The sequence below is a fragment of the Streptomyces sp. NPDC007907 genome (genome assembly GCF_042959365.1).
GTDB classification, from domain to species: Bacteria; Actinomycetota; Actinomycetes; order Streptomycetales; family Streptomycetaceae; genus Streptomyces; species Streptomyces indiaensis.
The window spans coordinates 815,145-841,039 of the sequence record NZ_JBIBKR010000001.1 but is presented as its reverse complement, the minus strand read 5'-3'; the positions used below and the strand labels follow the sequence as shown (position 1 = coordinate 841,039).

Here is a 25,895-nt window from a genome sequence, read left to right as displayed (position 1 = left end):
TTTACGGTCGTCGGACCGCTCACCCATTCCGTCATCCCGTTACGAGGACGTATTTCATGAAGCAGTCTGCTGCCAAGTCCCTCGGTGTCGCCGCTCTCGGTGCGGCCTTCGCCGCCTCCGGTGCGGGCGCCGCCCACGCAGCCGTCCCGGACACCGCCCCGTCGCTGGAGCCCGTCACCGCGGCGCTCCCGGCGGAGCAGCTCTCCCCGTCGCTGCCGGGCTCGGGTGAGGTGCTGGGTCAGGGGCAGACGGCGGCCGGTGCCGGTCTCGCCGCCGCCCAGCCGGTCGCCGAACAGGCCCTCGCCAACGGCCCGACGGGCCCGGACGCCCAGCTGCTGGGCGGGCTCCCGGTGCAGGGACTGCCCACGCACGGCCTGCCGGTGAACGGCGTGCCGGTCGGCTGACCTCCCGCCCCCGCGGACGCACATGCCGATGGGGCGCACCCCGCACGGGATGCGCCCCAACGGCGTTCTCGCGTATGGGCGTTACCAGGCGGTCTGTGCCTTGCCGTGTGTCTTGCCCTCCGCGGGCAGCAGGATCCACAGCGCGATGTACAGCAGGAACTGCGGGCCGGGCAGCAGACACGAGACCAGGAAGATCACCCGCATCGTGGTGGCCGAGGTGCCGAAGCGCCGAGCCAGTGCGGCGCACACTCCGCCGATCATGCGGCCGTGGGTGGGGCGGGCGAGGCGGGACATGTGCGGCTCCTTCGTGAGGGTGTGTGAGGCCTCTCGTCCGAGTACCCCATCTGCACTCCACGCTAGGGAGACGAAGGGGGTAGAGCGTCGCTCCACGGGGCGATCCCGACCCTGGGAATCGTCGGGGTCCGACCCTGAGCCGGCTCCTCCGGGAGCAGGGGCGTGCGCGGAGGCCGGGCGGTGGTGCGGCGGCGCAGCCAGGAGCGGCCCGCCGGGACCAGCGCGAGATGCGCGAGGGCCACGCCCAGGGTGTTCAGGAACAGCGAGTCGACGTCGACGACCTGACCGGGCACGCCGGTCTGCAGCAGTTCGATGCCCCAGGAGAGCAGGGCGGCGGCCGCGACGGTGCGCAGCAGGGACGCCAGCGGTGAGACGTCCAGTCTGCCGCCGGTCAGCGGCAGCAGCACACCCAGCGGCGCGAGCAGGGCCAGCCCCTCCCCGATCCGGCGGGCCGCCTCGGGCCAGCCCAGGGCGAGATCGGCCCGGATGCCCGCGAACGGCCTGAGATTCGCCGGCATCACCCAGGGCACGTCCAGCGGTCGCAGCGTGAGCCAGGCGACGAACGCCAGGTGTGCGACGAGGAGGACACCTCCTGTCACACGGATGCGGGACGCGGCGCTGCCGCCGATGGAGCCTTGACGCTGCACGCCCCCCAAGACGCCGCCTCCGGCGCCTTCGGTTCCGGGATGGACCCCGCAGACCCCATGAGGCATACGCCACAGCCCCGGCCGGACACTCCCCGGGCACGAGCGTGCGTCCCAGCCCCGGCCGGACATTCCCGGGCCGCGGGCGTGTGTCCCAGCCCCGGCCGCACCACTTCCCGGCCGCGGGCGCGCGTCACAGCCCCGGGTGGGTCACTCCCCGGCCACGTCCTTCGACGGTGGTTCCGTGCTGCCCGGGCGGGCCCGTACCTCGTCGGTGCACTCGTAGCGGCGCGGGCTCTCGGCGCCGGGGCCGCCCAGGACCACCGAGCCGTCGCCCTCGGCCGCCGCCGAGTCGGAGAAGGTGCAGACGATCTGCGCGAGGGCGTACGAGGTGAGGCCGGACGGAGCCGTGCTCAGCCGCAGCGTGTCGTCCGGGTCGCCGGGACGCGGCTTGCCGACCGTGATGCCGCCGCGGACGTCCGTGCTGTAACCGGCTTCCTTCTCGGCGGTCGACGGCGGTGCGGCGAGCTGGTCCAGCAGGCCCTGCGCGACGAGCAGGCGCCGCTCGGAGTCCGCCGCGCCCTCCGGGACCCGCACGGTCCGGTCGACCGTCACCAGCGAGGACCCGCACAGCAGGAACACCTGTACCGGCAACCCCCGGGCGGCTTGGGCGGAGACGTCCGGCTCGGACAGGGAGCACTGCACCCGCGAGGGCGCGGGCCCGAAGTTCGTCGGCACCTCCGTGGCCCGGATCCCGCAGCCGGCCAGCAGTACGGCGAGCGCCGGAACGGCGAGCAGCCGGGACACGGCCGCCCCACGCGCGGTCCTCATGCGTTCCCCTTCGCGTCCTCGTCCCGAGGCCGGTCGCCACCGCTCCCGGGCTCCAGCTCGTCCTCGGCGGGCTGCTCCTCCGCGGGCGATGTGCCGCGCGGCAGCCGCAGGGTGAACACCGCACCCGAGGGCGTGTTCGCCGCGGTGATCTCGCCCCCGTGGATGTGGGCGTTCTCCAGCGCGATGGACAGCCCCAGGCCGCTGCCCTCGGACCGCGGTCGCGAGGCGCTGGCCTTGTAGAAGCGGTCGAACACGTGCGGCAGGACGTCCTCCGGGATGCCGGGCCCGTGGTCCTGCACCTCGATGACGATCGAGTCGTCCGCCTCCCGCACGGACACCCGTACCGGGGAGCCGCCGTGCTTGAGCGCGTTGCCGATGAGGTTGGCCAGGATGACGTCCAGGCGCCGCGGATCCAGGCGGGCGTGCAGACCGCGCTCGGCGTCCAGCTCGACCGCGTCCAGCCAGGCGCGGGCGTCGATGCAGGCGGTGATCTGGTCGGCGATGTCGACGTCGTCCAGGACCAGCCGGGCGGTGCCCGCGTCGAAGCGGGTGACCTCCATGAGGTTCTCCACCAGGTCGTTCAGCCGCCGCGTCTCGCTGACGACCAGCCGGACGGCGGGCTCGATCATCGGGTCCATGCTCCCGGTCTCCGCCTCCAGCTCCTCCTCCAGCACCTCCGTCACGGCGGTGATCGCGGTGAGCGGCGTCCGCAGCTCATGGCTCATGTCCGCCACGAACCGCCGGGACGCCTCGTCCCGCGCGGCCATCTCGGCGACCCGCTTCTCCAGCGCCTCCGCCGCGTTGTTGAACGTGCGCGACAGATCGGCGAGTTCATCGGTCCCGGACACCCTGAGCCGGGTGTCCAGCTTGCCCTCGCCGAGCCGCCGCGCGGCCGTCCCGAGCCGCTGCACCGGCTTCAGCACGGTCGTCGCCGCGGCCTGCGCCAGCAGCGCCGAGCCGATCAGCGCGAGCCCCGTGGCGATGCCCAGCGACCAGGCCAGCGAGTTGAGATCCTTGGCCTCCGGCTCCAGCGACTTGATCATGTAACCGGTCGGGCCGCCGCCGATCACCCGCGTCCCGGCCACCAGGTACGGGGTGTCGTGGTCGACTATCCGCTGCCAGTACAGGTGGTAGGGGTACTTGTTGGCGTCGTCGACCTGCTGCGTCCTGTTCACCGCCGTGCGCAGCGACTTCGGCACGTCACGCAGCGAGAAGCCGTTCAGCCCGCCGGAGCTGCCGTAGACGGTCCTGCCCTCGGCGTCGCGGCCGACCAGCAGCACGCTGAAACGCTGGTCGCTGCCCGCCATCTGGCCCGCGGTGTGCTGCAGCTCGTCCTGCGTCGGACGCTCGGGCAGCGCGCCCGCCCGGTTCTGCATCTCCTGCTCGAAGTCGCGCAGGACGGCGTCCTGCGTGCGGGTGAGCACCGCCTCGCGGTTGAGCCAGTACGCGATGGCCGACGCCGACACGGCGGCCGTCAGGGCCACGAGACCGAACACGACGACCAGCCGCAGCCGCAGGCTGGTGAAGCGCAGCGGCGACAGAACTCCCTTGCGCGCCCCGGTCCAGCCGCGGGCCCCCCCTTGGTGTGCCTGTGTCACTGAGGCGCGTCCAGCCGGTAGCCGACACCCCGCACGGTACGGATCAGCGTCGGGGACGACGGCACGTCCTCGACCTTGGCACGCAGCCGCTGGACACAGGCGTCCACGAGACGCGAGTCGCCCAGGTAGTCGTGCTCCCACACCAGGCGCAGCAGCTGCTGCCGGGACAGGGCCTGGCCCGGCCGCCGGCTCAGCTCCAGCAGCAACCGCAGCTCGGTCGGCGTGAGCTGGAGGTCCTCGCCGTTCTTCGTCACGGTCATCGCCGAGCGGTCGATGACGAGGCTGCCGAAACTCGCCGCGTCGTTCGACTCCCGCTCGCCGCGCCGCAGCACGGCCCGGATCCGGGCGTCGAGCACCCGCCCCTGCACCGGCTTGACGACATAGTCGTCGGCGCCGGACTCCAGCCCGACCACCACGTCGATGTCGTCGCTGCGCGCGGTCAGCAGGATGATCGGCAACTGGTCCGTGCGCCGGATGCGCCGGCACACCTCGAACCCGTCGATGCCGGGCAGCATCACGTCCAGCACGATCAGATCCGGCCGCTGCTCGCGGAGCAGCTTCAGACCGTCCTCACCGCTGGCAGCGGTCGCCACGCGGTGGCCCTGGCGCGTCAGTGAGAGCTCCAGGGCCGTCCGGATGGCGTCGTCGTCCTCGATCAGCAACAGGGAAGGCACGCGCTCATTCTGGCCCATGGAGGGGCCGGGGTTCGACCGGTGGGTCCCACTCGGTGCGGGCGGGTACCGCCGACGTGTGTGGACGGCCTGTGGACGAACGGTGGCCGACCCCTGTGACAGGTCTGTGACAGTCGGCGGACACGGCCATGAAAGTGCCGCGGCAAGCTTTTCGGCACAGGCAAGGAAGCCCGCCCAACCGGCGGGTCGCACATCGGAAGTCCACGACGGGGGGCGCGAGATGAACACGCTGCACGGCATCAGCACCAGCGCAGTTGTCACGCGTCTGCACGACGTGCACCGGGGTTCCGAGAGGTCCGGTGTCGTGAGCACGCGGGGGTGCGCTCACGGTACCGGGCGTCAGCACACCGGGTTCATGACGGTGGTCGACGCACACACGGGGGAGAACAAGGGGACGGGGGCGGCTCACGGGGGAGCCGCGTACGGGGAGGGCTCGGGGGAGCGTCGCTCGCTGACGGAGGCGGAGTTCACCGCCTACGTCCAGGAGCGCCGCGCCTCCCTGTACGCAACCGCCTACCACCTGACCGGCGATCGCTTCGAGGCCGAGGACCTGCTGCAGAGCGCGCTGTTCTCGACCTACCGGGCATGGGACCGGATCAGCGACAAGGCCGCTGTCGGCGGATACCTCCGCCGCACCATGACCAACCTGCACATCAGCGCCTGGCGGCGCCGCAAGCTCAACGAGTACCCGACCGAGGAACTGCCGGAGACGCCCGGCGACACGGACGCGATGCGCGGCACCGAGCTGCGCGCGGTCCTGTGGCAGGCGCTGGCCCGGCTGCCCGAACTCCAGCGCACCATGCTGGTCCTGCGCTACTACGAGGGCCGCACGGACCCGGAGATCGCGGAGATCCTCGACATCAGTGTCGGCACGGTGAAGTCCAGCATCTGGCGGTCGCTCCGCCGGCTGCGCGAGGACGAGGTCCTCAGCTTCGGCCGTGACGAGGAGGACGCCTTCGGCGAGCTCGTCGCCTGAAGGCTGGGGGGGAGCACCACAAGGGGGCCCACGGGGGAACCGCGGGGACGCTGGGGGGCGTCATGGCGGGAGAGTGGGACTCGGGGGAGGACAACGGGGGAGTACGGAAGCGGGACTGGAGGGCCGGGGGGTCCGTCCAGTCCCGCTTTCTTTGTGCCTCGAGGTGCCGCCCTGACCGGTCAGGCCGCCGTGCGCAGGCTCGCGCATCGGCCGGCCGCCGCTGCCGCCAGCCGGCCCATCGCCTCGTCGCGGTCGCAGGCGTACGCGCCCAGCGCCGTCTGGCGGGCGACGATCGTGCGCTCCTGCCGCATCAGGCGCCAGCCGCGGCGCAGCAGGGACGGCACCGACTTGCGGCCCTCCCTGAGGTCCCGCAGGAAGCGGCGGCGGAACGTCCGCACCGGGCCCCGGCTCAGGCACAGCGCGTCGGCGAGCACGCCGAGTTCGCGGCAGCGCGTGACGATCTCCGCGGCGAAGATGCCCTCCGCGATGAACAGCGGGGTCCGTCCGATGTCGACCGTGTCGGCACCCGTACGGGCGCTGAGCGAGAGGTCGTAGACGGGGACGTCGGTACGGCCCGTGCCGCACAGCTCGACGATGGCGGCGACCGCCGCGTCAGCGTCCCACGAGTCCGGGTGGTCCCAGTCGATGTCGGAGCTCTCCGCCACCAGGGGCAGCGTCGGGTCGTCACCCTCCTTGTAGAAGTCGTCGAGCCGCAGCACCGGAAGGCCGGAGCGGGCCGCGAGGAGGGACTTGCCGGAGCCGGAAGGGCCGCAGAGCAGCACGACTCGCGTCGGTATGGGCAGAGGAGAACTCACGGGACACCAGTGTGAGGCATCAACCGGGGGCCCTACGACCCCGCGGGCCGGCTTTGATGCGCGCGTCACACCTCAACTACCGTCGGTCCCGTTCCGGTCACCCAGTGCATCGGAAGGTGACACACATGGCCAGACACGACTCCGGCCGTCCTCCCGACCGCGGGCGTGGCGCTGGGGGCGGGTACGGCGTCGGCCGCGGCGGACACGACCTCGGTCCTGGGCGTGATGAACACCCGCCCACCTCCCTCGGGGCAAGGTCCCCCCAGCTCGGCGACTTCGAGCCGATGACGTCCCAGGCGCTGACGGGCCCGTCGCGCAGGCCCGTTCGATCGCGTGCATCCCGGTGGTGGGACAGGCGGCCGGGCTGCTGGCGCAGCAGCAGTGGGCGCGGGTACGGAGAAGCCCCGGCCCTCCTGGACGGAGGCGGGCCGGGGCTTCGGCTGTGCGGGTGGCCGGTACGGCTAGTACGCGGAACCCGACGCGCCCAGGGACCCCGTGGGGTGCCAGACCGTCTTGGTCTCCAGGAACGCCGTCAGACGGTCGATCCCGGGCGTCTCCGCGTAATCCACAGGCTGTGGACGCAGTACGCGCTTGAGATTGTCGGCCGCGGCGATCTCCAGCTCCTTCGCCAGCACCTCGTCGGCACCCGCGAGGTCGATCGCGTTGACGTCCTGGTGGGACGCCAGCGGGGTCGCGATCTCCGCCGTGCGGCCCGACAGGACGTTGACCACGCCGCCCGGGACGTCCGAGGTGGCCAGGACCTCGGCCAGGGACAGGGCGGGGAGCGGGGAGTTCTCGCTCGCCACCACGATCGCCGTGTTGCCCGTCGCGATCACCGGGGCGAGTACGGACACCAGGCCCAGGAACGACGACTCCTGCGGCGCCAGGACGGCGACCACGCCGGTCGGTTCGGGGGACGACAGGTTGAAGAACGGGCCCGCGACCGGGTTGCCGCCGCCGACCACCTGGGCGATTTTGTCGGTCCAGCCCGCGTACCAGACCCAGCGGTCGATCGTGGCGTCCACGACCGCGGCCGCCTTGGACTTCGACAGACCCTCCGCGTCGGCCACCTCACGGGTGAACTGGTCGCGGCGGCCCTCCAGCATCTCGGCGACGCGGTACAGGACCTGGCCCCGGTTGTACGCCGTCGTCCCCGACCAGCCGCCGAACGCCTTGCGCGCCGCGACGACCGCGTCCCGGGCGTCCTTGCGGGAGGACAGCGGTGCGTTCGCCAGCCACTTGCCCTTCGAGTCCGTCACCTCGTACACCCGGCCGCTCTCGGAACGCGGGAACTTCCCGCCGACGTACAGCTTGTAGGTCTTGAAGACGGAGAGCCGCTCGGCGCGCTCGGTCTTGTCGTTCTTCTCAGACATCGAGGTACGCCTCCAGGCCGTGGCGGCCGCCCTCGCGGCCGAAGCCCGACTCCTTGTAACCGCCGAACGGCGACGTCGGGTCGAACTTGTTGAACGTGTTGGACCAGACGACACCCGCGCGGAGCTTGTTCGCGACCGCCAGGATGCGCGAGCCCTTCTCCGTCCAGATGCCGGCGGACAGGCCGTACGGCGTGTTGTTGGCCTTGGCGACCGCCTCGTCCGGCGTGCGGAACGTCAGCACCGACAGCACCGGCCCGAAGATCTCGTCCCGCGCGATCCGGTGCGCCTGGGTGACGTTCGTGAACAGCGTCGGGGCGAACCAGTAGCCGCTCTCCGGCAGCTCACAGGCCGGCGACCAGCGCTCGGCGCCCTCCGCCTCGCCCAGCTCGACGAGCGAGGTGATGCGGGTGAGCTGCTCCTCGGAGTTGATCGCGCCGATGTCCGTGTTCTTGTCCAGCGGGTCACCGAGGCGCAGCGTGGACAGGCGGCGCTTCAGGGACTCCAGGAGCTCCTCCTGGATCGACTCCTGCACCAGCAGACGGGAGCCCGCGCAGCAGACCTGGCCCTGGTTGAAGAAGATTCCGTTGACGATGCCCTCGACCGCCTGGTCGACGGGGGCGTCGTCGAAGACGATGTTCGCGCCCTTGCCGCCCAGTTCGAGCGTGACCTTCTTCCTGGTCCCGGCGACCGTGCGGGCGATCTCCTTGCCGACGGCCGTGGAGCCGGTGAAGGCCACCTTGTTCACGTCCGGGTGGGCGACCAGCGCCGCGCCCGCGTCGCCGTAGCCCGGGAGGATGTTGACGACGCCCTTGGGCAGGCCCGCCTGACGGCAGATGTCCGCGAAGAACAGCGCGGACAGGGGGGTCGTCTCGGCCGGCTTCAGCACGACCGTGTTGCCCGTCGCGAGCGCGGGGGCGATCTTCCACGCCAGCATCAGGAGGGGGAAGTTCCAGGGGATGACCTGACCCGCCACACCCAGCGGCCTCGGGTTCGCACCGAAGCCGGCGTGGTCGAGCTTGTCGGCCCAGCCCGCGTAGTAGAAGAAGTGCGCGGCGACCAGGGGGAGGTCCGCGTCGCGGGTCTCCTTGATCGGCTTGCCGTTGTCGAGGGTTTCGAGGACGGCGAGCTCGCGCGAACGCTCCTGGATGATCCGCGCGATGCGGAACAGGTACTTCGCGCGCTCCGCGCCCGGCAGCGCCGACCACTTCTCGAACGCCCGGCGCGCGGCCTTCACCGCGCGGTCGACGTCCTCCGAACCGGCCTGGGCGATCTCGGAGAGGACCTCCTCGGTCGACGGGGAGAGGGTCTTGAAGACCTTGCCGTCCGCCGCCTCGACGAACTCGCCGTCGATGAACAGGCCGTACGAGGGGGCGATGTCGGCGATCGCGCGCGACTCGGGAGCCGGGGCGTATTCGAATACGGAAGCCATGGTGATCAGTCCACCGTCACGTAGTCGGGACCGGAGTAGCGGCCGGTGGCCAGCTTCTGCCGCTGCATCAGCAGGTCGTTCAGCAGCGAGGAGGCGCCGAAGCGGAACCAGTGGTTGTCCAGCCAGTCCTCGCCTGCGGTCTCGTTGACCAGCACGAGGAACTTGACGGCGTCCTTGGAGGTGCGGATGCCGCCGGCCGGCTTCACGCCGATCTGGATGCCGGTCTGCGCCCGGAAGTCGCGCACCGCCTCCAGCATGAGCAGCGTGTTCGCCGGGGTCGCGTTGACCGCGACCTTTCCGGTGGAGGTCTTGATGAAGTCCGCGCCGGCCAGCATGCCGAGCCAGCTCGCGCGGCGGATGTTGTCGTACGTCGAGAGCTCGCCGGTCTCGAAGATGACCTTCAGGCGCGCCGAGGTGCCGCAGGCCTCCTTCACGGCGGTGATCTCGTCGTACACCTTCAAGTATCGACCCGCGAGGAACGCCCCGCGGTCGATGACCATGTCGATCTCGTCCGCACCGGCGGCGACGGCGTCACGCACGTCGGCCAGCTTGACGTCGAGCGCGGCGCGTCCGGCCGGGAACGCCGTGGCCACCGAGGCGACCTTGACGCCGGAGCCGGCGACGGCCTCCTTGGCCACGGCCACCATGTCGGGGTAGACGCAGACCGCGGCCGTGGCGGGCGTCGTACGGTCGGTCGGGTCGGGCTTGACCGCCTTCGCGCCGAGCGCCCGGACCTTGCCCGGGGTGTCCGCGCCTTCCAGCGTCGTCAGGTCGACCATCGAGATGGCGAGGTCGATGGCGTACGCCTTCGCGGTCGTCTTGATCGAACGGGTGCCGAGGGAGGCAGCACGGGCCTCGAGTCCGACCGCGTCGACGCCGGGGAGCCCGTGGAGGAAGCGGCGCAGCGAGCTGTCGGACGCGGCGACGTCCTTGAGGGGGTGAGCTGCGGTGAGTGCAGAACTGGGCATGGTCACCAGACGAGCATATCTACGCGCGTAGCGGCTGTACAGCCCCCGGTCCTTCCGAAGCGGATCCGCCGCTACCCCTCGGGCGGATGAGGGGCCGGAGGAAGGGTCCGGCAGAATCGAGACATGACCAGCCCCGAACCCCAGTCACCGGCACCGCAGCCCTCGGAGCCCGAGTCCAAGGACCGGGTGTACCGGTCGGTCCCGGCCATCGCCGGCGGCGTGCTGCTGCTCGCCATCGCCGGGTGGCTCGGCATCGACGCGGTGCTCTCCGGTGAGGGACGCACGCCGTGGCTCGCGCTGGCCGTGCTGCTCCTCGCCGTACCGCTGGTCCTCGCCTTCACCCTGCGGCCCGCCGTGTACGCGGGCGACGACCGGCTGCGGATCCGCAACCCCTTCCGGCTCGTCGTCGTGCCCTGGGGGCAGGTCGCCTCGCTGCGCTCCTCCTACTCCAACGAGGTCCTCACCGAGTCCGGTGCGAAGTACCAGCTGTGGGCCGTGCCCGTGTCGCTGCGGGCCCGCAAGAAGGCCGCGCGGCGCGAGATGCGGGCGACGGCGCAGGCCCGGCGGGAGATGGGCCGGGACGAGGGCCGCGGCAGTGCGCTCGGGATGCGGGCCGGCCTGGGCGGCGGCCTCGGCGGGGACTCCGTCTCCGAGGGGCCCGTGCGGGCGGAGACCGACCGGATCATGGACGAGCTGCGCGGGCTGCACGAGGCGCGGCACCGGGCGGAGTCGGCACAGGGCGAGGTCACCGTGCGATGGGCCTACGAGGTGCTGGCGCCGGCGGTGGCCGGGGCCGTGCTGCTGCTGATCCTGGTGGCGGTGGGCTGAGTCGCTCCGGGCTCCGCCCGGTGTACGGGCAGGTCCGGGTGTGCGCTTGATCCCGGTGGCCGAGGGCCGAGGCGTTCCGGGCTCCGCACGGTGTACCGGTAGCTCCGGCTGTGAGCTCGTCGGCCTGCCCGTGCGCTTCTCGTCCACCCGCGCTTGCTGCCAGGCCCGTGCCCGTGCAGTGCGGCCCGTGCCTGGAAACCGGTTCGGTGCCGTGAAAACCGGTGGAGCCCGGGCATGCCCCAGCTTAGGTTCGGGGCATGAGTACCCGTACCTTCCGTGTCACCGTGCGAGGCGTCTTCGACGGACTGAGCGCCGGGCAGCGGGCCGAGCTGCTGGAGCGGGCCGCGGAGCACGACGTGCTGCGCGCGGCCTTCACTCCCGAGGGGAGCCTCACCTACGACGTGGCCGTGCGGCCCGCCTTCACCTTCCGCTTCCTGGACTCCGGGGAGGCCGAGGAGGACATCCTGGAGGCCGCCGAGCGGGCCGAGGCGTCGGCCCGGGCCTGGCTGGAGCAACGCGGGTACGGCTACAAGAACCTCCGCTCCACCGCCGAGGACCTCTCCCGTGCGCCCCTCGGCAAGCGGCAGCGGCGGGAGGCCGCCCGGAAGGGGGTCTAGGTCATCGGCGGTGGCCGTGGTGGTGCGGGTTCGCCGGCTTCAGATGCCCGCCGCCGCCGACAGGTCGTGCTTGATCGACTCCAGTAGGGCCGTCGCCTTCGCCCGGGCCGCCGGGAGGCCGTCGTGCGACCCGACCGGGACCACGACCTCCAGGTAGCACTTCAGCTTCGGCTCCGTACCGCTCGGGCGGACGATCACGCGAGCGCCGTCGAGGGTGTACCGCAGACCGTCCGTGGGCGGCAGTTCGGCCGTGCCCTGCGTGAGGTCCTCCGTACGGGTGATCGGCAGGCCGGCCAGTTCCGTCGGAGGCTGTTCGCGCAGGCGCCGCATCGCCGCGGCGATGAGGGACAGGTCCTCGACGCGCACCGAGAGCTGGTCCGTCGCGTGCAGGCCGTGCTCCACCGCCAGGTCGTCCAGCAGGTCCAGGAGAGTCCGGCCCTCCTCCTTCAGCCCGGAGGCCAGCTCCGTGATCAGCAGCGCGGCCGTGATGCCGTCCTTGTCGCGCACGCCGTCGGGGTCCACGCAGTAGCCGAGGGCCTCCTCGTAGCCGAAGCGCAGGCCCTCGGCGCGGGCGATCCACTTGAAGCCCGTGAGGGTCTCGACATGGGGGAGGCCCGCCTTCTCGGCGATCCGGCCGAGGAGGGACGAGGAGACGATCGACTCCGCGAAGGTGCCGGTCGCTCCGCGGCGGACCAGGTGCGCGGCGAGCAGCGCGCCGACCTCGTCACCGCGCAGCATGCGCCAGTCGGCGCCGTCCTGTACGGCGACGGCGCAGCGGTCCGCGTCCGGGTCGTTGGCGATGATCAGGTCCGGGGCGGTCTCGCCGGCGCGTGCGGTCGCGAAAGCCAGGTCCATCGCGCCGGGCTCCTCCGGGTTGGGGAACGCGACGGTCGGGAACTCCGGGTCGGGTTCGGCCTGCTCCGCGACGAGGACCGGCTCCGGGAAGCCGGCGCGGGCGAAGGCGGCCAGCAGGACGTCCTTGCCGACGCCGTGCATCGCCGTGTACACGGTGCGGGCGGTGCGGGGGGAACCCTCGGCCAGGACGGCGTCCGTGCGGGCGAGGTAGGCGTCGAGGACGCTGTCGTCGAGGATGTCCCAGCCCTCGGTGGGGCGCGGGACCGTGGTGAGGGACGGGACGGCGGCGATCTCCGCCGCGATGTCGATGTCCGCCGGGGGGACGATCTGCGAGCCGTCGCCGAGGTACACCTTGTAGCCGTTGTCGCGGGGCGGGTTGTGGCTGGCCGTGACCTCTACGCCGGCGACCGCGCCGAGGTGCCTTATCGCGAAGGCGAGCACGGGGGTCGGGAGGGGGCGGGGGAGGACGGCCGCGCGCAGGCCCGCGCCGATCATGACGGCGGCGGTGTCCTGGGCGAAGTCGTGGGACTTGTGACGGGCGTCGTAACCGATGACCACGAGGCCGTTGTCGTGGCCCTGCTTCTTGAGGTACGCGGCGAGGCCGGCGGCGGCGCGGATGACGACCGAGCGGTTCATGCGCATGGGGCCGGCGCCGAGTTCGCCGCGGAGGCCGGCGGTGCCGAACTGGAGGGTGCCGCTGAAGCGGGCGGCGAGTTCGGTCTCGTCCTTGGCCTCGATGAGGCGGGCGAGTTCCGTGCGGGTGTCCGGGTCGGGGTCCTCGGTGAGCCACGCCTGGGCCTGTGCGATGAGTGTTTCGTGCACGGTGTGGGGTCAGCCTCTCCGGTGTGGTGACGTGCGGTGCGGTGCAGTGTGGTCTGGCTGCAGTGTGGTCTGGCTGCGGCGTGGTGGGGGTGCGCGTCTTCGCCTGTTCGCCGGGTGTGGGTCGGGGCCGCGTCGGGGGGTGTCCGTCCTCGGAACGGCGCGAGGGGGTTGCGTACCGACCAACCCCCCGTTGACGCGCCAACCGCTGCGGGCGGACACCCCCCGACACGTCCCCTTCTCGCCGTACGCGGGTGCGCCTCGTCGCCGCCATGTCCCATTCTCGCCATGGGCGGCCGCGGTTGTTTCTCGCGCGGCGACTGCAGCCCTCTAGGGGCGCGGGGAACTGCGCGACCAGCCACTACGGGCCCGCAGCCGCCGTACGACCTGCAGAAGTCCCTCAGAGGCGGCCCAGGACCTGAGCCAGCAGGGAGCCCATGCGGGTGGCGCTGTCGCGGCCCGCCTGGAGGACTTCCTCGTGGTTCAGGGGCTCGCCCGTCATGCCTGCGGCGAGGTTGGTGACGAGGGAGATGCCCAGGACCTCCGCGCCGGCCTCGCGGGCGGCGATCGCCTCCAGGACCGTCGACATGCCCACCAGGTCCGCGCCGATGACCCGGGCCATGCGGATCTCGGCCGGAGTCTCGTAGTGCGGGCCGGGGAACTGGGCGTAGACACCCTCCTCCAGCGTGGGGTCGACCTCCTTGCACAGGGCCCGCAGGCGCGGGGAGTACAGGTCGGTGAGATCGACGAAGTTCGCGCCGATGATGGGGGAGGTGGCGGTGAGGTTGATGTGGTCGCTGATGAGGACCGGCTGGCCGGGGCGCATGCCCTCGCGCAGGCCGCCGCAGCCGTTGGTGAGGACGACCGTCTTGCAGCCGGCCGAGACCGCGGTGCGGACGCCGTGGGCGACCGCGGCCACCCCGCGGCCCTCGTAGAAGTGCGTACGGCCCAGGAAGACCAGGGCGCGCTTGTTGCCGATCCGGTACGAGCGGATCTTGCCTCCGTGGCCCTCCACCGCCGGCGGCGGGAAACCGGGCAGCTCGGTGACCTGGAACTCGGCCTCGGGGGCGCCCAGGGCGTCCACGGCCGGAGCCCAGCCGGAGCCCATCACGAGGGCGACGTCGTGGGTCTCGGCGCCCGTCAGTTCGCGCAGGCGGGCCGCGGCGGCGTCGGCGGCCGCGTGCGGGTCGCGCTGGATGTCGTCCGGAAGAAGAGATGCGTTCACGCCGACGAGGGTAGCCGGTGAAAGCCTACGCGCGTAGATGGCAGAGCTCACGGGGTGGCGATCGTTGTCTTGTCGTTTCCGACGAGAGGCCTCCGGCGGGCTGCCGTCAGCAGGGGCGCTTGCGGAGCTCCATCACGTAGTCGTGGGGGGCGCCGGCCGACTCGGCCGCGTCGGCGATCTCGCCCAGGTAGCGGGCGGAGGGCAGGCCGCCCTCGTAGGCGTTCAGGGCGAAGGCCCAGGCGGAGTCCTCACCGTCCAGGGTGTGGACCCGTACGCGCGTACGGCGGTAGATGTCGAGGCCCACGCCCTCCCAGCGGTCGAGCGACTCCTCGTCCATGGGGGCGATGTCGTAGAGGGAGACGAAGACCTGGGAGAGCGGGTCCTCCACGATCGTCGGCAGGGCGCCCTCCCAGCCCATGTGCTCGCCGCCGAAGGTCAGTCGCCATCCGTTCAGCCAGCCGGTGGCGCGCAGCGGCGAGTGCGGGGCGCGGCGGGACATCAGCCGCGCGTCGAGGTTGCCGGCGTACGCGGCGTAGAGCGACATGGGGGAAGGGTACGGCAGGTGGTCCGGCGTCACTCGTGTAACGACAGGCGCACGGGTGGGCCCCGGGGCGGTGTCACCTTGTTGCGTGCGGGACAATGGAGTACGTGACTCGGATCGTGATCATCGGTGGCGGACCCGGCGGATACGAAGCGGCGCTGGTGGCCGCTCAACTCGGCGCGGAGGTGACCGTCGTCGACTCCGACGGTCTGGGCGGGGCGTCGGTGCTCACCGACTGCGTGCCGTCGAAGACCTTGATCGCCACGGCCGAGGTGATGACCACCTTCGACTCCTCGTACGAGGAGCTGGGCATCATCGTCGCCGACGACACCCCTCCCCTGGAGCAGTCCGCCCGGGTGGTGGGCGTCGACCTGGGCAAGGTCAACCGGCGTGTGAAGCGGCTCGCGCTCGCCCAGTCGCACGACATCGCGGCCTCCGTGACGCGTGCCGGGGCGCGTGTCATGCGCGGACGCGGGCGGCTGGAGGGCATGCAGGCGCTCGACGGGTCGCGCAAGGTGGTGGTGCGCGCCGCCGACGGCAGCGAGGAGACCCTGACGGCGGACGCCGTGCTCATCGCGACCGGCGGACATCCCCGTGAGCTGCCCGACGCGCAGCCGGACGGCGAGCGGATCCTGAACTGGACCCAGGTGTACGACCTCGACGAGCTCCCCGAGGAACTGATCGTGGTCGGATCCGGTGTGACCGGCGCCGAGTTCGCCGGTGCCTACCAGGCGCTCGGGTCCCGGGTGACGCTCGTGTCCTCGCGCGACCGGGTGCTGCCCGGTGAGGACCCGGACGCGGCCGCCGTGCTGGAGGACGTCTTCCGGCGGCGCGGCATGAACGTCATGGGGCGCTCCCGCGCGCAGTCCGCCAAGCGGGTGGGGGACCGGGTCGAGGTGACGCTCTCCGACGGGCGCGTCATCACCGGCTCGCACTGCCTCATGGCCGTCGGCGCCGTGCCCAACAGTGCCGGGATGGGGCTGGAGGAGGCCGGTGTCAGGCTGCGCGAGTCCGGTCACATCTGGACCGACAAGGTGTCCCGTACGACCGCTCCCGGCGTGTACGCGGCCGGTGACGTGACCGGTGTGTTCGCCCTTGCGTCCGTCGCTGCCATGCAGGGCCGTATCGCCATGTACCACTTCCTGGGCGACGCGGTGGCCCCGCTGAACCTGAAGACCGTCTCCTCGAACGTCTTCACCGACCCGGAGATCGCGACCGTCGGCTACACCCAGGCCGACGTCGACGCCGGGAAGATCGACGCGCGGGTCGTGAAGCTGCCGCTGCTGCGCAACCCGCGCGCGAAGATGCAGGGCATCCGCGACGGCTTCGTCAAGATCTTCTGCCGTCCGGGCACCGGGATCGTGGTCGGCGGTGTCGTCGTGTCGCCGCGCGCCTCGGAACTGATCCACCCCATCTCGATCGCGGTCGACAACAATCTGACCGTCGAACAGATCGCGAAGGCCTTCACCGTCTATCCCTCCCTGTCGGGCTCGATCGCCGAGGTGGCACGGCAGTTGCACACCCGCAAGGGGACGGCCGAGGGCTGAGGCCGGATTCGACTCCTCCCTGGTCACGGGGAGTGTTCGACCATTCGTACGGCATAGGCGGCGGGACTAGGCCCTATACCACTTCCCGCTACCTGGTGCGAACATCTTCTGCTATTCAGCGCAAACTGCTGAAAGCAGACGGTCGCTGGCGTTACTGTCAGTTTCGTGTTCGCTGCAGAACGTCGCCAATTGATCCTCGAAATGGTGCGAGCGAACGGGGCCGTGTCGCTCCGTGAGCTCGCCCGCGTCGTCCAGACCTCCGAAGTGACCGTACGGCGGGACGTGCGCGCGCTGGAGGCAGAAGGACTCCTCGACCGCCGGCACGGCGGTGCGGTACTGCCGGGCGGTTTCACGCGGGAGTCCGGCTTTCCGCAGAAGTCTCATCTCGCGACCGCCGAGAAGACCGCCATCGCCGACCTCGCCGCGAACTTCGTGGAAGAGGGCGAGGCGATCGTGGTCGGGGCGGGTACGACGACCCAGGAGCTGGCCCGCCGGCTCGCCCGGGTGCCCGGCCTCACCGTCGTCACCAACTCCCTCCTCGTCGCCCAGGCGTTGGCCCATGCCAACCGGGTCGAGGTCGTGATGACCGGCGGTACGCTCCGCGGTTCGAACTACGCGCTGGTCGGGAGCGGTGCGGAGCAGTCCCTGCACGGGCTGCGGGTGTCGCGCGCGTTCCTGTCCGGGGCGGGGCTGACCGCCGAACGCGGGCTGTCCACGTCCAACATGCTGTCGGCGTCCGTCGACCGGGCGTTGGTGCAGGCCGCGGCGGAGGTGGTGGTGCTCGCCGACCACACGAAGCTCGGCACCGACACCATGTTCCAGACCGTGCCGACGGATCTCATCACGCGCCTGGTCACGGACGAGCCGCCCGCCCATGACGACCGCGCGGCCACGGAACTCCAGGCGCTGGCCGACCAGGGCGTGCAGATCGCCGTGGCCGGGGGGCAGGGGGGTTCCGCCGGGTCGGGTGCGGGGGGCCCGGGGGGTGATTCCGTCCCGGCGCGTCAGCAGCGCCGGGATGTGCCGGTGCCCGGGCCTCGACGGCAGGTGCCGGGGGCCGGGGGGCAGTTGCGGTCTGCTTCTGCCTCGATGCTGGGGGAGCAGGGGGCGGGGGCGGAGCGGGCGAGGGTGGCGGATCTGCGGAGGCGCTGACGCCGACGGTGGGCTGAGGCGCGGGTTTCCTTTCCGGCACCCGGCGTTGTCGCGGGGGCGGGGTGGACCCCCAACCCGGCGTAGCGGGGTGCCTCCCCCAAGCTCTCGGCTTCGCTCGAGCAGGGGGGACCCCCACGCCCACCCGTGCCGTCCTTGGCGGCGCGCAGGCCCGCAGCCAGGGGCGAGCCACGATGCTCCCGCACCCGCGCTCGGACGCAAGGGGACGTGTCGGGGGGTGTCCGCCCGCAGCGGTTGGCGCGTCGACGGACAGTCAGTCGGCACGCAAGTCGATCGCGCCGTTCCGAGGACGGACACCCCCGGCGCGGCCCCGACCCACCCCCGAGGGGTAGGCCGGACACCTGCTGCTGCACTTCGCCTCACGCCCCGAGGGGTAGGCCGGACACCCACTGCTGCACCCCGACCCAACCCCCGCGGGGTGGGCGGGACACACCGAGGCGCGGCGTCCACCCCGTCGTGGGGTGGGCGCCGCGCCAGGAGTGGGGGCGTCAGTCCTTGATCTCGCAGATGGCCGCGCCCGACGTCACCGACGCGCCGATCTCCGCGCTCAGGCCCTTGATCGTGCCCGAGCGGTGCGCGTTCAGGGGCTGTTCCATCTTCATGGCCTCCAGGACGACGACCAGGTCGCCCTCCTTGACCTCCTGGCCCTCCTCGACGGCGACCTTGACGATGGTGCCCTGCATCGGAGAGGCGAGGGTGTCACCGGACGCCACCGGGCCCGACTTCTTCGCCGCGCGGCGCTTCGGCTTGGCGCCCGCCGCGAGACCCGTACGGGCCAGGGACATGCCCAGCGACGACGGCAGGGAGACCTCGAGGCGCTTGCCGCCGACCTCGACGACGACCGTCTCGCGGCCCGGCTCCTCATCCGCGTCCGCACCGTCCGCCGGCGCGGCGAACGGCTTGATCTCGTTGACGAACTCCGTCTCGATCCACCGGGTGTGCACCGTGAACGGGTCGGACGAGTCCGTGAGCTCCGGCGCGAACGCCGGGTCCTTCACCACCGCACGGTGGAACGGGATCGCCGTCGCCATGCCCTCGACCTGGAACTCCTCCAGCGCACGGGCGGCACGCTGCAGCGCCTCCTTGCGGGTGCGGCCGGTGACGATCAGCTTGGCCAGCAGGGAGTCCCAGGCCGGGCCGATGACCGAGCCGGACTCCACGCCCGCGTCCAGACGGACACCCGGGCCGGACGGCGGCGCGAACGACGTGACCGTGCCGGGAGCCGGGAGGAAGTTGCGGCCCGGGTCCTCGCCGTTGATACGGAACTCGAAGGAGTGCCCGCGCAGCTCCGGGTCGCCGTAGCCCAGCTCCTCGCCGTCGGCGATGCGGAACATCTCACGCACCAGGTCGATGCCGGCGACCTCCTCGGTGACCGGGTGCTCCACCTGGAGGCGGGTGTTGACCTCGAGGAAGGAGATCGTGCCGTCGAGGCCCACGAGGAACTCGACCGTGCCGGCGCCGACGTAGCCGGCCTCCTTGAGGATCGCCTTGGAGGCGGAGTACAGCTCCTCCCGCTGCGCGTCGGACAGGAACGGCGCCGGGGCCTCCTCCACCAGCTTCTGGTGGCGGCGCTGCAACGAGCAGTCACGGGTGGAGACGACGACCACGTTGCCGTGCTGGTCGGCCAGGCACTGGGTCTCCACGTGTCGCGGCTTGTCCAGGTAACGCTCGACGAAGCACTCGCCCCGGCCGAAGGCGGCGACGGCCTCACGGACCGCCGAGTCGTACAGCTCCGGCACCTCTTCGAGGGTGCGGGCGACCTTCAGACCGCGACCGCCACCACCGAAGGCGGCCTTGATCGCGATCGGCAGGCCGTGCTGCTCGGCGAACGCGACGACCTCGTCGGCACCGGACACCGGGTCGGGCGTGCCGGCCACCAGCGGGGCACCCGCGCGCTGCGCGATGTGCCGGGCGGCGACCTTGTCGCCGAGGTCGCGGATCGCCTGCGGCGGCGGGCCGATCCAGATCAGGCCCGCGTCCAGGACCGCCTGCGCGAACTCCGCGTTCTCGGAGAGGAAGCCGTAGCCGGGGTGGATCGCGTCCGCGCCCGACTCACGGGCGGCGCCCAGCACCTTCTCGATGTCGAGGTAGCTGGTGCCCGGCGTGTCACCGCCCAGGGCGAACGCCTCATCCGCGGCGCGGACATGCAGAGCGTCCCGGTCCGGGTCGGCGTATACGGCCACGCTCGCGATACCGGCATCCCGGCAGGCCCGGGCCACGCGGACAGCGATTTCGCCACGGTTGGCGATGAGCACCTTGCGCACGATTGAGGCTCCCTCCTTGAAACAAGCCGAGTTTAGGGACAGCCGACACGACACTTCGACCCGTCCACAGTGGTGAGCTTGCCCACACGGAGCGTGATGCGTGGCTAGCTCGACCCGCGAAATCCCTTGTCGCACCGCGGTACGCAGTACTCCTTCGGGAAACCCTAGCCGTCCCCTGTGGTCAAGGTCTCTGTCATCACGTGCTGCGGGCCACTCGGTTTCTTTGTCGAGTCCCTACGAATGGCCCAATGATTCTTTGCCCGCTGCCGGACCCTTGTCCCCCGGTTTACCGGTTAGTAGCGTTCACGGTGTCTTCGTGAGGGAAGAGGGTGGGCCCGGTGATACGCAGGCCGGTGGCGTGGGTCGTGGCGGTGTTGCTGTTCGCCGAGGCGTTCGGCGTCGCGGCGCTCAACTGGTTCCTGGGGGTCGTCGTCGACCGGCAGGACATGTCACTGGCCGGCCTGGACCCGCACATGATGTCGGTCTCGTCGAAGATCGGCGGGATCGCCTTCGGCCTCTACTTCGCCCTGTGCGGCCTGGTCGCCCTGCTGGTGGCGCTGCGGGACCGGCCGCCGGCGGGCTTCGGACGCGTGCTGCTGATCAGCGCGGCGGTCGTGCACGGCGTGCTGGGCGCGTTCACCTGGGGGCTCGTCGGCTGGCCGGCGTTCCTGTTCATGGTGCTGGTGCTCGCCCTGATCGTGCTGCTGCTGATGACGTACGACCGTCCGGGGGAACCCGCCGACGCCGTGCCCGGGAAGAGCGGCGACGGGCCGCCGGTCAGCGCTCCGCCGGCGCCCACAGCTCCGTGATGCCGACGCCCAGGTCGGCCAGCAGCCGCCGCAGGAGAGGGAGACTGAGGCCGATGACGTTGCCGTGGTCGCCGTCGATGCCGTCGATGAACGGGGCGGAACGGCCGTCCAGGGTGAACGCCCCGGCGACGTAGAGGGGTTCGCCGGAGGCCACGTAGGCGGCGATCTCCTCGTCGGAGGGGTCGCCGAAGTGCACGACCGTGGACGCGACGGCGGAGACGTACCGGCTGGTGAGCGTGTCGTAGACGCAGTGGCCGGTCTGGAGGGTGCCGGCGCGGCCGCGCATCGACTTCCAGCGGGAGGTGGCCTCCTCGGCGTCCGCGGGCTTGCCGAGGGCCTGGCCGTCCAGGTCGAGTACCGAGTCGCAGCCGATCACGAGCGCGCCCTTGACGTCCGGCCGGGCCGCCACGACGGAGGCCTTCGCCTCGGCCAGGGCCAGCGCCAGTTCGGCGGGGGTGGGAGCGGTGACGGCGTCCTCGTCGACGCCGCTCACGACCACCTCGGGGGTGAGCCCGGCCTGACGGAGCAGTCCGAGCCGGGCGGGGGACTGGGAGGCGAGGACGAGTCGGCGGCGCGGCTGATCTGTCATGCGTTCAGCGTATCGGCGTCGCCCGGCGCGTCTCACCTCACGCCGATCACGATCATCACCAGCACCATGGCCAAGGCCAGGAGAACGCTCAGCCGCCGCAGCATGTCCTGCATGTCACGCAGTTCTTCGGGCGGTTCGTTCTCGGGGTCGGACCACAGCATGCCACCAGCGTGCGGCCTGGCAGGGCGGGGCGCCTGAGTAGCGGTACTCAAATCGGCGCCCCGCGTCGTTCCACCGTGCGCGGTTCCCCGCGACTCGTTCCACCCTGCGCGGTTCCCCGCGCCTTCGGGACGGGAGCTCTAGGCCGGCCAGTAGGTGCGGCCCCAGGCCGACGGCCCCGGCTGGGGCAGGCGGTGGGCGGCGATGCGGGACGGGTCGGACCAGGAATCGCGGGGGGCCGGCGCGCCGGGCGGGACGGCTGCCGCCGCCGCGGCGCGGGCCCTGACCACCGCCAGGGCGGCGGCCAGCTCCTCCGGGGTCGGGTTGCCCCGTACGACCTTGATCGTCATGTGGGCCTCCTGGGCTCGCTGCGGGCTAGAGGGGGATGTTGCCGTGCTTCTTCGGAGGCAGGGATTCCCGCTTCGTACGCAGTTGACGCAGACCCCGCACGACATGCCGACGGGTCTCGGACGGCATGATCACGGCGTCGATGTAGCCGCGCTCGGCCGCGACGTAGGGGTTGAGGAGGGCGTCCTCGTACTCCTGGATCAGCCGGGCCCGGACCGCCTCCAGGTCCTCGCCGTTCGCCTCGGCCTCGGCGAGCGTGCGGCGGTGCAGGATGTTGACCGCGCCCTGGGCGCCCATCACCGCGATCTGGGCGGTGGGCCAGGCGAGGTTGAGGTCGGCACCGAGGTGCTTGGAGCCCATGACGTCGTAGGCGCCGCCGAAGGCCTTGCGGGTGATGATCGTGATCAGCGGGACGGTCGCCTCGGCGTAGGCGTAGATCAGCTTGGCGCCGCGGCGGATGATGCCGTCGTGCTCCTGGTCGACGCCGGGCAGGAAGCCCGGCACGTCGACGAACGTGATCACCGGGACGTTGAAGGCGTCGCAGGTGCGCACGAAGCGGGCGGCCTTCTCGCTGGCCTTGATGTCCAGGCACCCGGCGAGCTGCGTCGGCTGGTTGGCGATGATGCCGACCGGGTGGCCCTCGACCCTGCCGAAGCCGGTGACGATGTTCGGCGCGTACAGCGGCTGCGTCTCGAAGAACTCGGCGTCGTCCAGGACGTGCTCGATCACCGTGTGCATGTCGTACGGCTGGTTCGCGCTGTCCGGGACGATCACGTCCAGCTCGCGGTCCTCGTCGCCGACCTCCAGATCGGCCTCCTCGGGGAAGACCGGCGCCTCGGAGAGGTTGTTGGACGGCAGGTAGGACAGCAGCTGCTTGATGTACTCGATGGCGTCCTTCTCGTCGCCCGCCATGTGGTGGGCGACGCCGGAGGTCGCGTTGTGGGTCCGGGCGCCGCCCAGCTCCTCGAAGCCGACGTCCTCGCCGGTGACGGTCTTGATGACGTCGGGGCCGGTGATGAACATGTGCGAGGTCTGGTCGACCATGACCGTGAAGTCGGTGATGGCCGGGGAGTAGACCGCGCCGCCCGCGCACGGCCCGACGACCAGGCTGATCTGCGGGATGACGCCCGAGGCGTGGGTGTTGCGGCGGAAGATCTCGCCGTAGGCGCCGAGCGAGGCGACGCCCTCCTGGATCCTGGCGCCGCCGGAGTCGTTGATGCCGATGACCGGGCAGCCGGTCTTCAGCGCGAAGTCCATGACCTTGACGATCTTCTGGCCGTAGACCTCGCCCAGCGCTCCGCCGAAGACGGTGAAGTCCTGGGAGAACACGGCGACCGGGCGGCCGTCGACGGTGCCGTACCCGGTGACGACGCCGTCGCCGTACGGGCGGTTCTTGTCGAGGCCGAAGTTCGTGGAGCGGTGCCGGGCGAACTCGTCGAGTTCGACGAAGGAGCCCTCGTCGAGGAGGAGATCGATCCGCTCACGGGCCGTCAGTTTGCCCTTGGCGTGCTGCTTTTCGACGGCACGAGCGGAGCCGGCGTGTGTCGCTTCCTCGATGCGTCGCTTCAGATCCGCGAGCTTGCCCGCGGTCGTGTGAATGTCGGGCTGCTGCTGCTCTTCCGGCTCGGACATCGGGATGCGGCTCCCTGCCTGCTCAAAAGGGGGGACGGTTACTCATCCGTAGACTAGTGGGGTGCCTCCACATCGGCAGTGCGGCGTTTACCACACCTAGGGTGGCTTGCATGACGCCGCGAGATGCATCAGAGCCCAACGGAAGCCGATGGTCGGACCTGGACCGTCCGCCCCTCAACATCACTGCCCTGCGCCGGGGTCTGGTGCGGCCGGGAGGGCTGTGGTCGGAGGTGGACGTGGTGCAGCGCACCGGCTCCACGAACTCCGATCTGGTGGCCCGGGCGGCCGAGGGCGAGGTGACCGAGGGCGCGGTGCTGGTCGCCGAGGAGCAGACGGCGGGCCGCGGCCGCCTCGACCGCCAGTGGACGGCACCGTCCCGCTCCGGCCTCTTCTTCTCCGTCCTGCTCACGCCCGGCGAGGTGCCGGTGGCGCGGTGGGGCTGGCTGCCGCTGCTCACGGGGGTCGCGGTGGCGACGGGCCTGTCCCGGGCGGCGGGCGTCGACACGTCCCTGAAGTGGCCGAACGACCTGCTGGTCACGGTGGGCCGCAACGAGCGCAAGGCCGGCGGGATCCTGGCCGAGCGGGCCGGTGACGGAGGGGTCGTCATCGGGGTCGGCGTCAATGTCTCCCTGCGGGAGGACGAGCTGCCCGTACCGACGGCCGGATCGCTGGCACTGGCCGGGGCGGTGAGCACGGACCGGGATCCACTGCTGCGGGGGATGCTGCGCTCCCTGGAGGACTGGTACGGCAGGTGGCGTGCGGCCGGGGGCGACGCCGGGGCGTGTGGGTTGCACGAGGCATATGCGGCGGGGTGCGCGACGCTCGGCCGGGAGGTGCGGGCGGAGTTGCCGGGGGACCGGGCGATCGTGGGGGAGGCCGTCGCGGTGGACGGGGACGGGCGGTTGGTGCTGGCGACGGAGGCGGGCGTGCAGGAGCCGGTCGGGGCCGGGGACATCGTGCATCTGCGGCCGGCGTGAGCCGAGGCCGGGTGGCACCGTGACCCGGCGGAGCGGGGTGCCGCCGCTGCGCCCACCCTCCCCCGAGCTTTCGGCTTCGCTGGAGCAGGGAGCCCCATCGCCCCTGGCGGCACGCATGCCCGCAGCTTGGGCGTGAATCGGCGGCTTCGGACTCACCAGCCCGTCCGGCGGTTGAGGACGAGGCCGTTCAGGCCGATCGGGGGTCCAGGGGCTCCGACGCCGGGTTCCTGTGCCACCCCGGGAGCCTCACCCCCGTCGGCTGAACCTAACGGAGTGAGCTGGCGCACACCTGCCGTAGAGTTGAGGCCGGTCGATACATGACCGTGACAGATCGGAAGGGCAACACGCGTGACCGTCGACGACTCGGGTTCCGGCGAGGACGCGCAGGGCGCCGACTCCGGCGAGGATCCGCTCGCCCTGCGCCTCGAAGGGCTCATCCTGGGCGCCGAGCGCCGCTACACCCCGTTTCAGGCGGCCCGCAGCGCCGGTGTCTCCATGGAACTGGCCTCCCGCTTCTGGCGTGCCATGGGCTTCGCCGACATAGGCCAGGCCAAGGCCCTCACGGAGGCCGACGTCCTCGCGCTGCGACGCCTGGCCGGTCTGGTGGAGGCGGGGCTGCTGAGCGAGGCCATGGCCGTCCAGGTGGCCCGGTCCACGGGGCAGACCACCGCGCGGCTCGCCGAGTGGCAGATCGACTCCTTCCTGGAGGGGCTGACCGAGCCGCCCGAGCCGGGCATGACCCGCACCGAGGTGACGTACCCGATCGTCGAGCTGCTCCTGCCCGAGCTTCAGGAGTTCCTCGTCTACGTCTGGCGCCGGCAGCTCGCCGCCTCGGCCGGACGGGTCGTGCAGGCGGCCGACGACGAGGAGATGGTCGACCGGCGGCTGGCCGTGGGCTTCGCCGACCTGGTCGGGTTCACGCGGCTGACCCGGCGCATGGAGGAGGAGGAGCTCGGCGAGCTGGTCGAGGCCTTCGAGACCACGGCCGCCGACCTGGTGGCGGCCAACGGCGGTCGGCTGATCAAGACCCTCGGCGACGAGGTGCTCTACGCCGCGGACGACGCGGGCACGGCCGCCGAGATCGCCCTGCGGCTGATCGAGACGATGGCGCACGACGAGACGATGCCGGAGCTGCGCGTCGGCATGGCGTTCGGCACGGTGACCACCCGTATGGGTGATGTGTTCGGTACGACCGTGAACCTGGCCTCCCGGCTGACGTCGATAGCGCCGAAGGACGCCGTGCTGGTCGACACCGCCTTCGCCGAGGAGCTGATCCGCACGCAGGACGCCCCGGCCTCGGAGGCGGAGGCGGCCGAGGAGGCCGCGGCGGCGGAGAAGGAGGGCGAGGAGCCCCCGGCGTACCGGTTCGGGCTGCAACCGATGTGGCAGCGGCCGGTGCGTGGACTGGGCGTGGTGGAGCCGTGGCTGCTCACGCGGCGCGACGGGACGCCGTAGCCGCCCGCCGGGTCCCCTTGCCATAGCGCTGTGCCG

25 protein-coding genes and 1 pseudogene are annotated in these 25,895 nt (G+C 71.7%); 9 read left to right on the top strand and 17 right to left on the bottom strand.

Features of this window, described 5'->3' with window-relative positions:
- The first annotated feature begins 56 nt into the window (after nt 1-56).
- On the top strand, nt 57-404 hold the full coding sequence (locus ACFZDI_RS03845) for an ATP-binding protein (RefSeq protein WP_391247524.1): 348 nt from the start codon (nt 57-59) through the stop codon (nt 402-404).
- A gap of 81 nt (nt 405-485) precedes the next feature.
- On the opposite strand, the gene ACFZDI_RS03840 is transcribed toward ACFZDI_RS03845, so the two are convergent.
- The 5 genes from ACFZDI_RS03840 to afsQ1 all read right to left on the bottom strand — a co-directional run bounded on the left by ACFZDI_RS03840 (nt 486) and on the right by afsQ1 (nt 4,445).
- Nucleotides 486-698 (bottom strand): PspC domain-containing protein, encoded by a 213-nt coding sequence (locus tag ACFZDI_RS03840; protein WP_234847035.1) that lies wholly within the window; start codon nt 696-698, stop codon nt 486-488.
- A gap of 62 nt (nt 699-760) precedes the next feature.
- Nucleotides 761-1,345, bottom strand: a complete 585-nt coding sequence (locus tag ACFZDI_RS03835; protein WP_234847036.1) for a VanZ family protein — start codon at nt 1,343-1,345, stop codon at nt 761-763.
- A 207-nt stretch (nt 1,346-1,552) separates the two neighbouring features.
- Nucleotides 1,553-2,173, bottom strand: coding sequence for a hypothetical protein (locus tag ACFZDI_RS03830; RefSeq protein WP_234847037.1), 621 nt, complete (start codon nt 2,171-2,173; stop codon nt 1,553-1,555).
- Nucleotides 2,170-3,771 (bottom strand): ATP-binding protein, encoded by a 1,602-nt coding sequence (locus ACFZDI_RS03825; protein WP_391247521.1) that lies wholly within the window; start codon nt 3,769-3,771, stop codon nt 2,170-2,172. Before ACFZDI_RS03825 ends, ACFZDI_RS03830 begins: the two co-directional genes overlap by 4 nt.
- Nucleotides 3,768-4,445, bottom strand: coding sequence for a two-component system response regulator AfsQ1 (afsQ1, locus tag ACFZDI_RS03820; protein ID WP_053675520.1), 678 nt, complete (start codon nt 4,443-4,445; stop codon nt 3,768-3,770). Before afsQ1 ends, ACFZDI_RS03825 begins: the two co-directional genes overlap by 4 nt.
- A 238-nt stretch (nt 4,446-4,683) precedes the next feature.
- Between afsQ1 and ACFZDI_RS03815 the strand changes: the two genes are divergently transcribed.
- Nucleotides 4,684-5,439: a SigE family RNA polymerase sigma factor gene (locus ACFZDI_RS03815; RefSeq protein WP_344367756.1), complete on the top strand. Its 756-nt coding sequence runs from the start codon at nt 4,684-4,686 to the stop codon at nt 5,437-5,439.
- A 179-nt stretch (nt 5,440-5,618) separates the two neighbouring features.
- On the opposite strand, the gene ACFZDI_RS03810 is transcribed toward ACFZDI_RS03815, so the two are convergent.
- The 4 genes from ACFZDI_RS03810 to deoC all read right to left on the bottom strand — a co-directional run bounded on the left by ACFZDI_RS03810 (nt 5,619) and on the right by deoC (nt 10,024).
- Nucleotides 5,619-6,323: a uridine kinase gene (locus ACFZDI_RS03810; RefSeq protein ID WP_391247519.1), complete on the bottom strand. Its 705-nt coding sequence runs from the start codon at nt 6,321-6,323 to the stop codon at nt 5,619-5,621.
- A 392-nt stretch (nt 6,324-6,715) separates the two neighbouring features.
- Nucleotides 6,716-7,627: an aldehyde dehydrogenase family protein gene (locus tag ACFZDI_RS03805; protein ID WP_391247517.1), complete on the bottom strand. Its 912-nt coding sequence runs from the start codon at nt 7,625-7,627 to the stop codon at nt 6,716-6,718.
- Nucleotides 7,620-9,056, bottom strand: coding sequence for an aldehyde dehydrogenase family protein (locus ACFZDI_RS03800; RefSeq protein ID WP_391247515.1), 1,437 nt, complete (start codon nt 9,054-9,056; stop codon nt 7,620-7,622). The genes ACFZDI_RS03805 and ACFZDI_RS03800 overlap by 8 nt, the downstream gene beginning before the upstream one ends.
- 5 nt (nt 9,057-9,061) lie before the next feature.
- Nucleotides 9,062-10,024, bottom strand: a complete 963-nt coding sequence (gene deoC, locus ACFZDI_RS03795; protein ID WP_234850795.1) for a deoxyribose-phosphate aldolase — start codon at nt 10,022-10,024, stop codon at nt 9,062-9,064.
- A gap of 123 nt (nt 10,025-10,147) precedes the next feature.
- Between deoC and ACFZDI_RS03790 the strand changes: the two genes are divergently transcribed.
- Nucleotides 10,148-10,852 (top strand): PH domain-containing protein, encoded by a 705-nt coding sequence (locus ACFZDI_RS03790; protein ID WP_234850791.1) that lies wholly within the window; start codon nt 10,148-10,150, stop codon nt 10,850-10,852.
- A 257-nt stretch (nt 10,853-11,109) separates the two neighbouring features.
- Nucleotides 11,110-11,469 carry a DUF6204 family protein gene (locus tag ACFZDI_RS03785; protein WP_361109059.1) on the top strand — a complete coding sequence of 120 codons (360 nt, stop codon included), beginning with the start codon at nt 11,110-11,112 and terminating at the stop codon, nt 11,467-11,469.
- 39 nt (nt 11,470-11,508) lie between these two features.
- On the opposite strand, the gene ACFZDI_RS03780 is transcribed toward ACFZDI_RS03785, so the two are convergent.
- From ACFZDI_RS03780 to ACFZDI_RS03770, 3 genes are all read right to left on the bottom strand, one after another.
- Complete coding sequence (locus tag ACFZDI_RS03780; RefSeq protein ID WP_391247511.1) at nt 11,509-13,146, bottom strand: phospho-sugar mutase; 1,638 nt, start codon at nt 13,144-13,146, stop codon at nt 11,509-11,511.
- A gap of 397 nt (nt 13,147-13,543) precedes the next feature.
- A complete protein-coding gene (locus ACFZDI_RS03775) occupies nt 13,544-14,368 on the bottom strand; it encodes a purine-nucleoside phosphorylase (protein ID WP_391247510.1) in 825 nt (274 codons plus the stop codon).
- A 106-nt stretch (nt 14,369-14,474) separates the two neighbouring features.
- Nucleotides 14,475-14,912, bottom strand: coding sequence for a gamma-glutamylcyclotransferase (locus ACFZDI_RS03770; RefSeq protein ID WP_104777700.1), 438 nt, complete (start codon nt 14,910-14,912; stop codon nt 14,475-14,477).
- Between the two features lie 89 nt (nt 14,913-15,001).
- On the opposite strand from ACFZDI_RS03770, the pseudogene ACFZDI_RS03765 reads away from it, so the two are divergent.
- Both ACFZDI_RS03765 and ACFZDI_RS03760 read left to right on the top strand, forming a co-directional pair.
- Nucleotides 15,002-16,456, top strand: a pseudogene (locus ACFZDI_RS03765) (NAD(P)H-quinone dehydrogenase); the annotation flags it as partial.
- Nucleotides 16,457-16,621: 165 nt separating this feature from the next.
- Complete coding sequence (locus ACFZDI_RS03760; RefSeq protein WP_344367751.1) at nt 16,622-17,608, top strand: DeoR/GlpR family DNA-binding transcription regulator; 987 nt, start codon at nt 16,622-16,624, stop codon at nt 17,606-17,608.
- A gap of 506 nt (nt 17,609-18,114) precedes the next feature.
- On the opposite strand, the gene ACFZDI_RS03755 is transcribed toward ACFZDI_RS03760, so the two are convergent.
- The gene (locus tag ACFZDI_RS03755) at nt 18,115-19,890 is read right to left on the bottom strand and encodes a biotin carboxylase N-terminal domain-containing protein (RefSeq protein ID WP_234845446.1); all 1,776 of its coding nucleotides are present in this window, start codon (nt 19,888-19,890) and stop codon (nt 18,115-18,117) included.
- Between the two features lie 338 nt (nt 19,891-20,228).
- Between ACFZDI_RS03755 and ACFZDI_RS03750 the strand changes: the two genes are divergently transcribed.
- Nucleotides 20,229-20,699: a hypothetical protein gene (locus tag ACFZDI_RS03750; RefSeq protein WP_391247508.1), complete on the top strand. Its 471-nt coding sequence runs from the start codon at nt 20,229-20,231 to the stop codon at nt 20,697-20,699.
- Here the strand turns inward: ACFZDI_RS03750 and ACFZDI_RS03745 are convergent.
- From ACFZDI_RS03745 to ACFZDI_RS03730, 4 genes are all read right to left on the bottom strand, one after another.
- Complete coding sequence (locus ACFZDI_RS03745) at nt 20,668-21,288, bottom strand: Maf family nucleotide pyrophosphatase (protein WP_391247506.1); 621 nt, start codon at nt 21,286-21,288, stop codon at nt 20,668-20,670. The genes ACFZDI_RS03750 and ACFZDI_RS03745 overlap by 32 nt on opposite strands.
- Nucleotides 21,289-21,320: 32 nt before the next feature.
- Entirely contained in the window at nt 21,321-21,449 is a 129-nt protein-coding gene (gene mmpB, locus ACFZDI_RS03740) for a morphogenic membrane protein MmpB (protein ID WP_086025112.1), read from the bottom strand.
- Between the two features lie 138 nt (nt 21,450-21,587).
- Nucleotides 21,588-21,797, bottom strand: coding sequence for an acyl-CoA carboxylase epsilon subunit (locus tag ACFZDI_RS03735; protein ID WP_234845449.1), 210 nt, complete (start codon nt 21,795-21,797; stop codon nt 21,588-21,590).
- 25 nt (nt 21,798-21,822) lie between these two features.
- Nucleotides 21,823-23,427 carry an acyl-CoA carboxylase subunit beta gene (locus ACFZDI_RS03730; RefSeq protein ID WP_234845450.1) on the bottom strand — a complete coding sequence of 535 codons (1,605 nt, stop codon included), beginning with the start codon at nt 23,425-23,427 and terminating at the stop codon, nt 21,823-21,825.
- A 110-nt stretch (nt 23,428-23,537) separates the two neighbouring features.
- On the opposite strand from ACFZDI_RS03730, the gene ACFZDI_RS03725 reads away from it, so the two are divergent.
- Both ACFZDI_RS03725 and ACFZDI_RS03720 read left to right on the top strand, forming a co-directional pair.
- A complete protein-coding gene (locus tag ACFZDI_RS03725; RefSeq protein ID WP_391247503.1) occupies nt 23,538-24,404 on the top strand; it encodes a biotin--[acetyl-CoA-carboxylase] ligase in 867 nt (288 codons plus the stop codon).
- Nucleotides 24,405-24,752: 348 nt separating this feature from the next.
- Complete coding sequence (locus ACFZDI_RS03720; protein WP_234845452.1) at nt 24,753-25,859, top strand: adenylate/guanylate cyclase domain-containing protein; 1,107 nt, start codon at nt 24,753-24,755, stop codon at nt 25,857-25,859.
- The last annotated feature ends 36 nt before the right edge of the window (nt 25,860-25,895 follow it).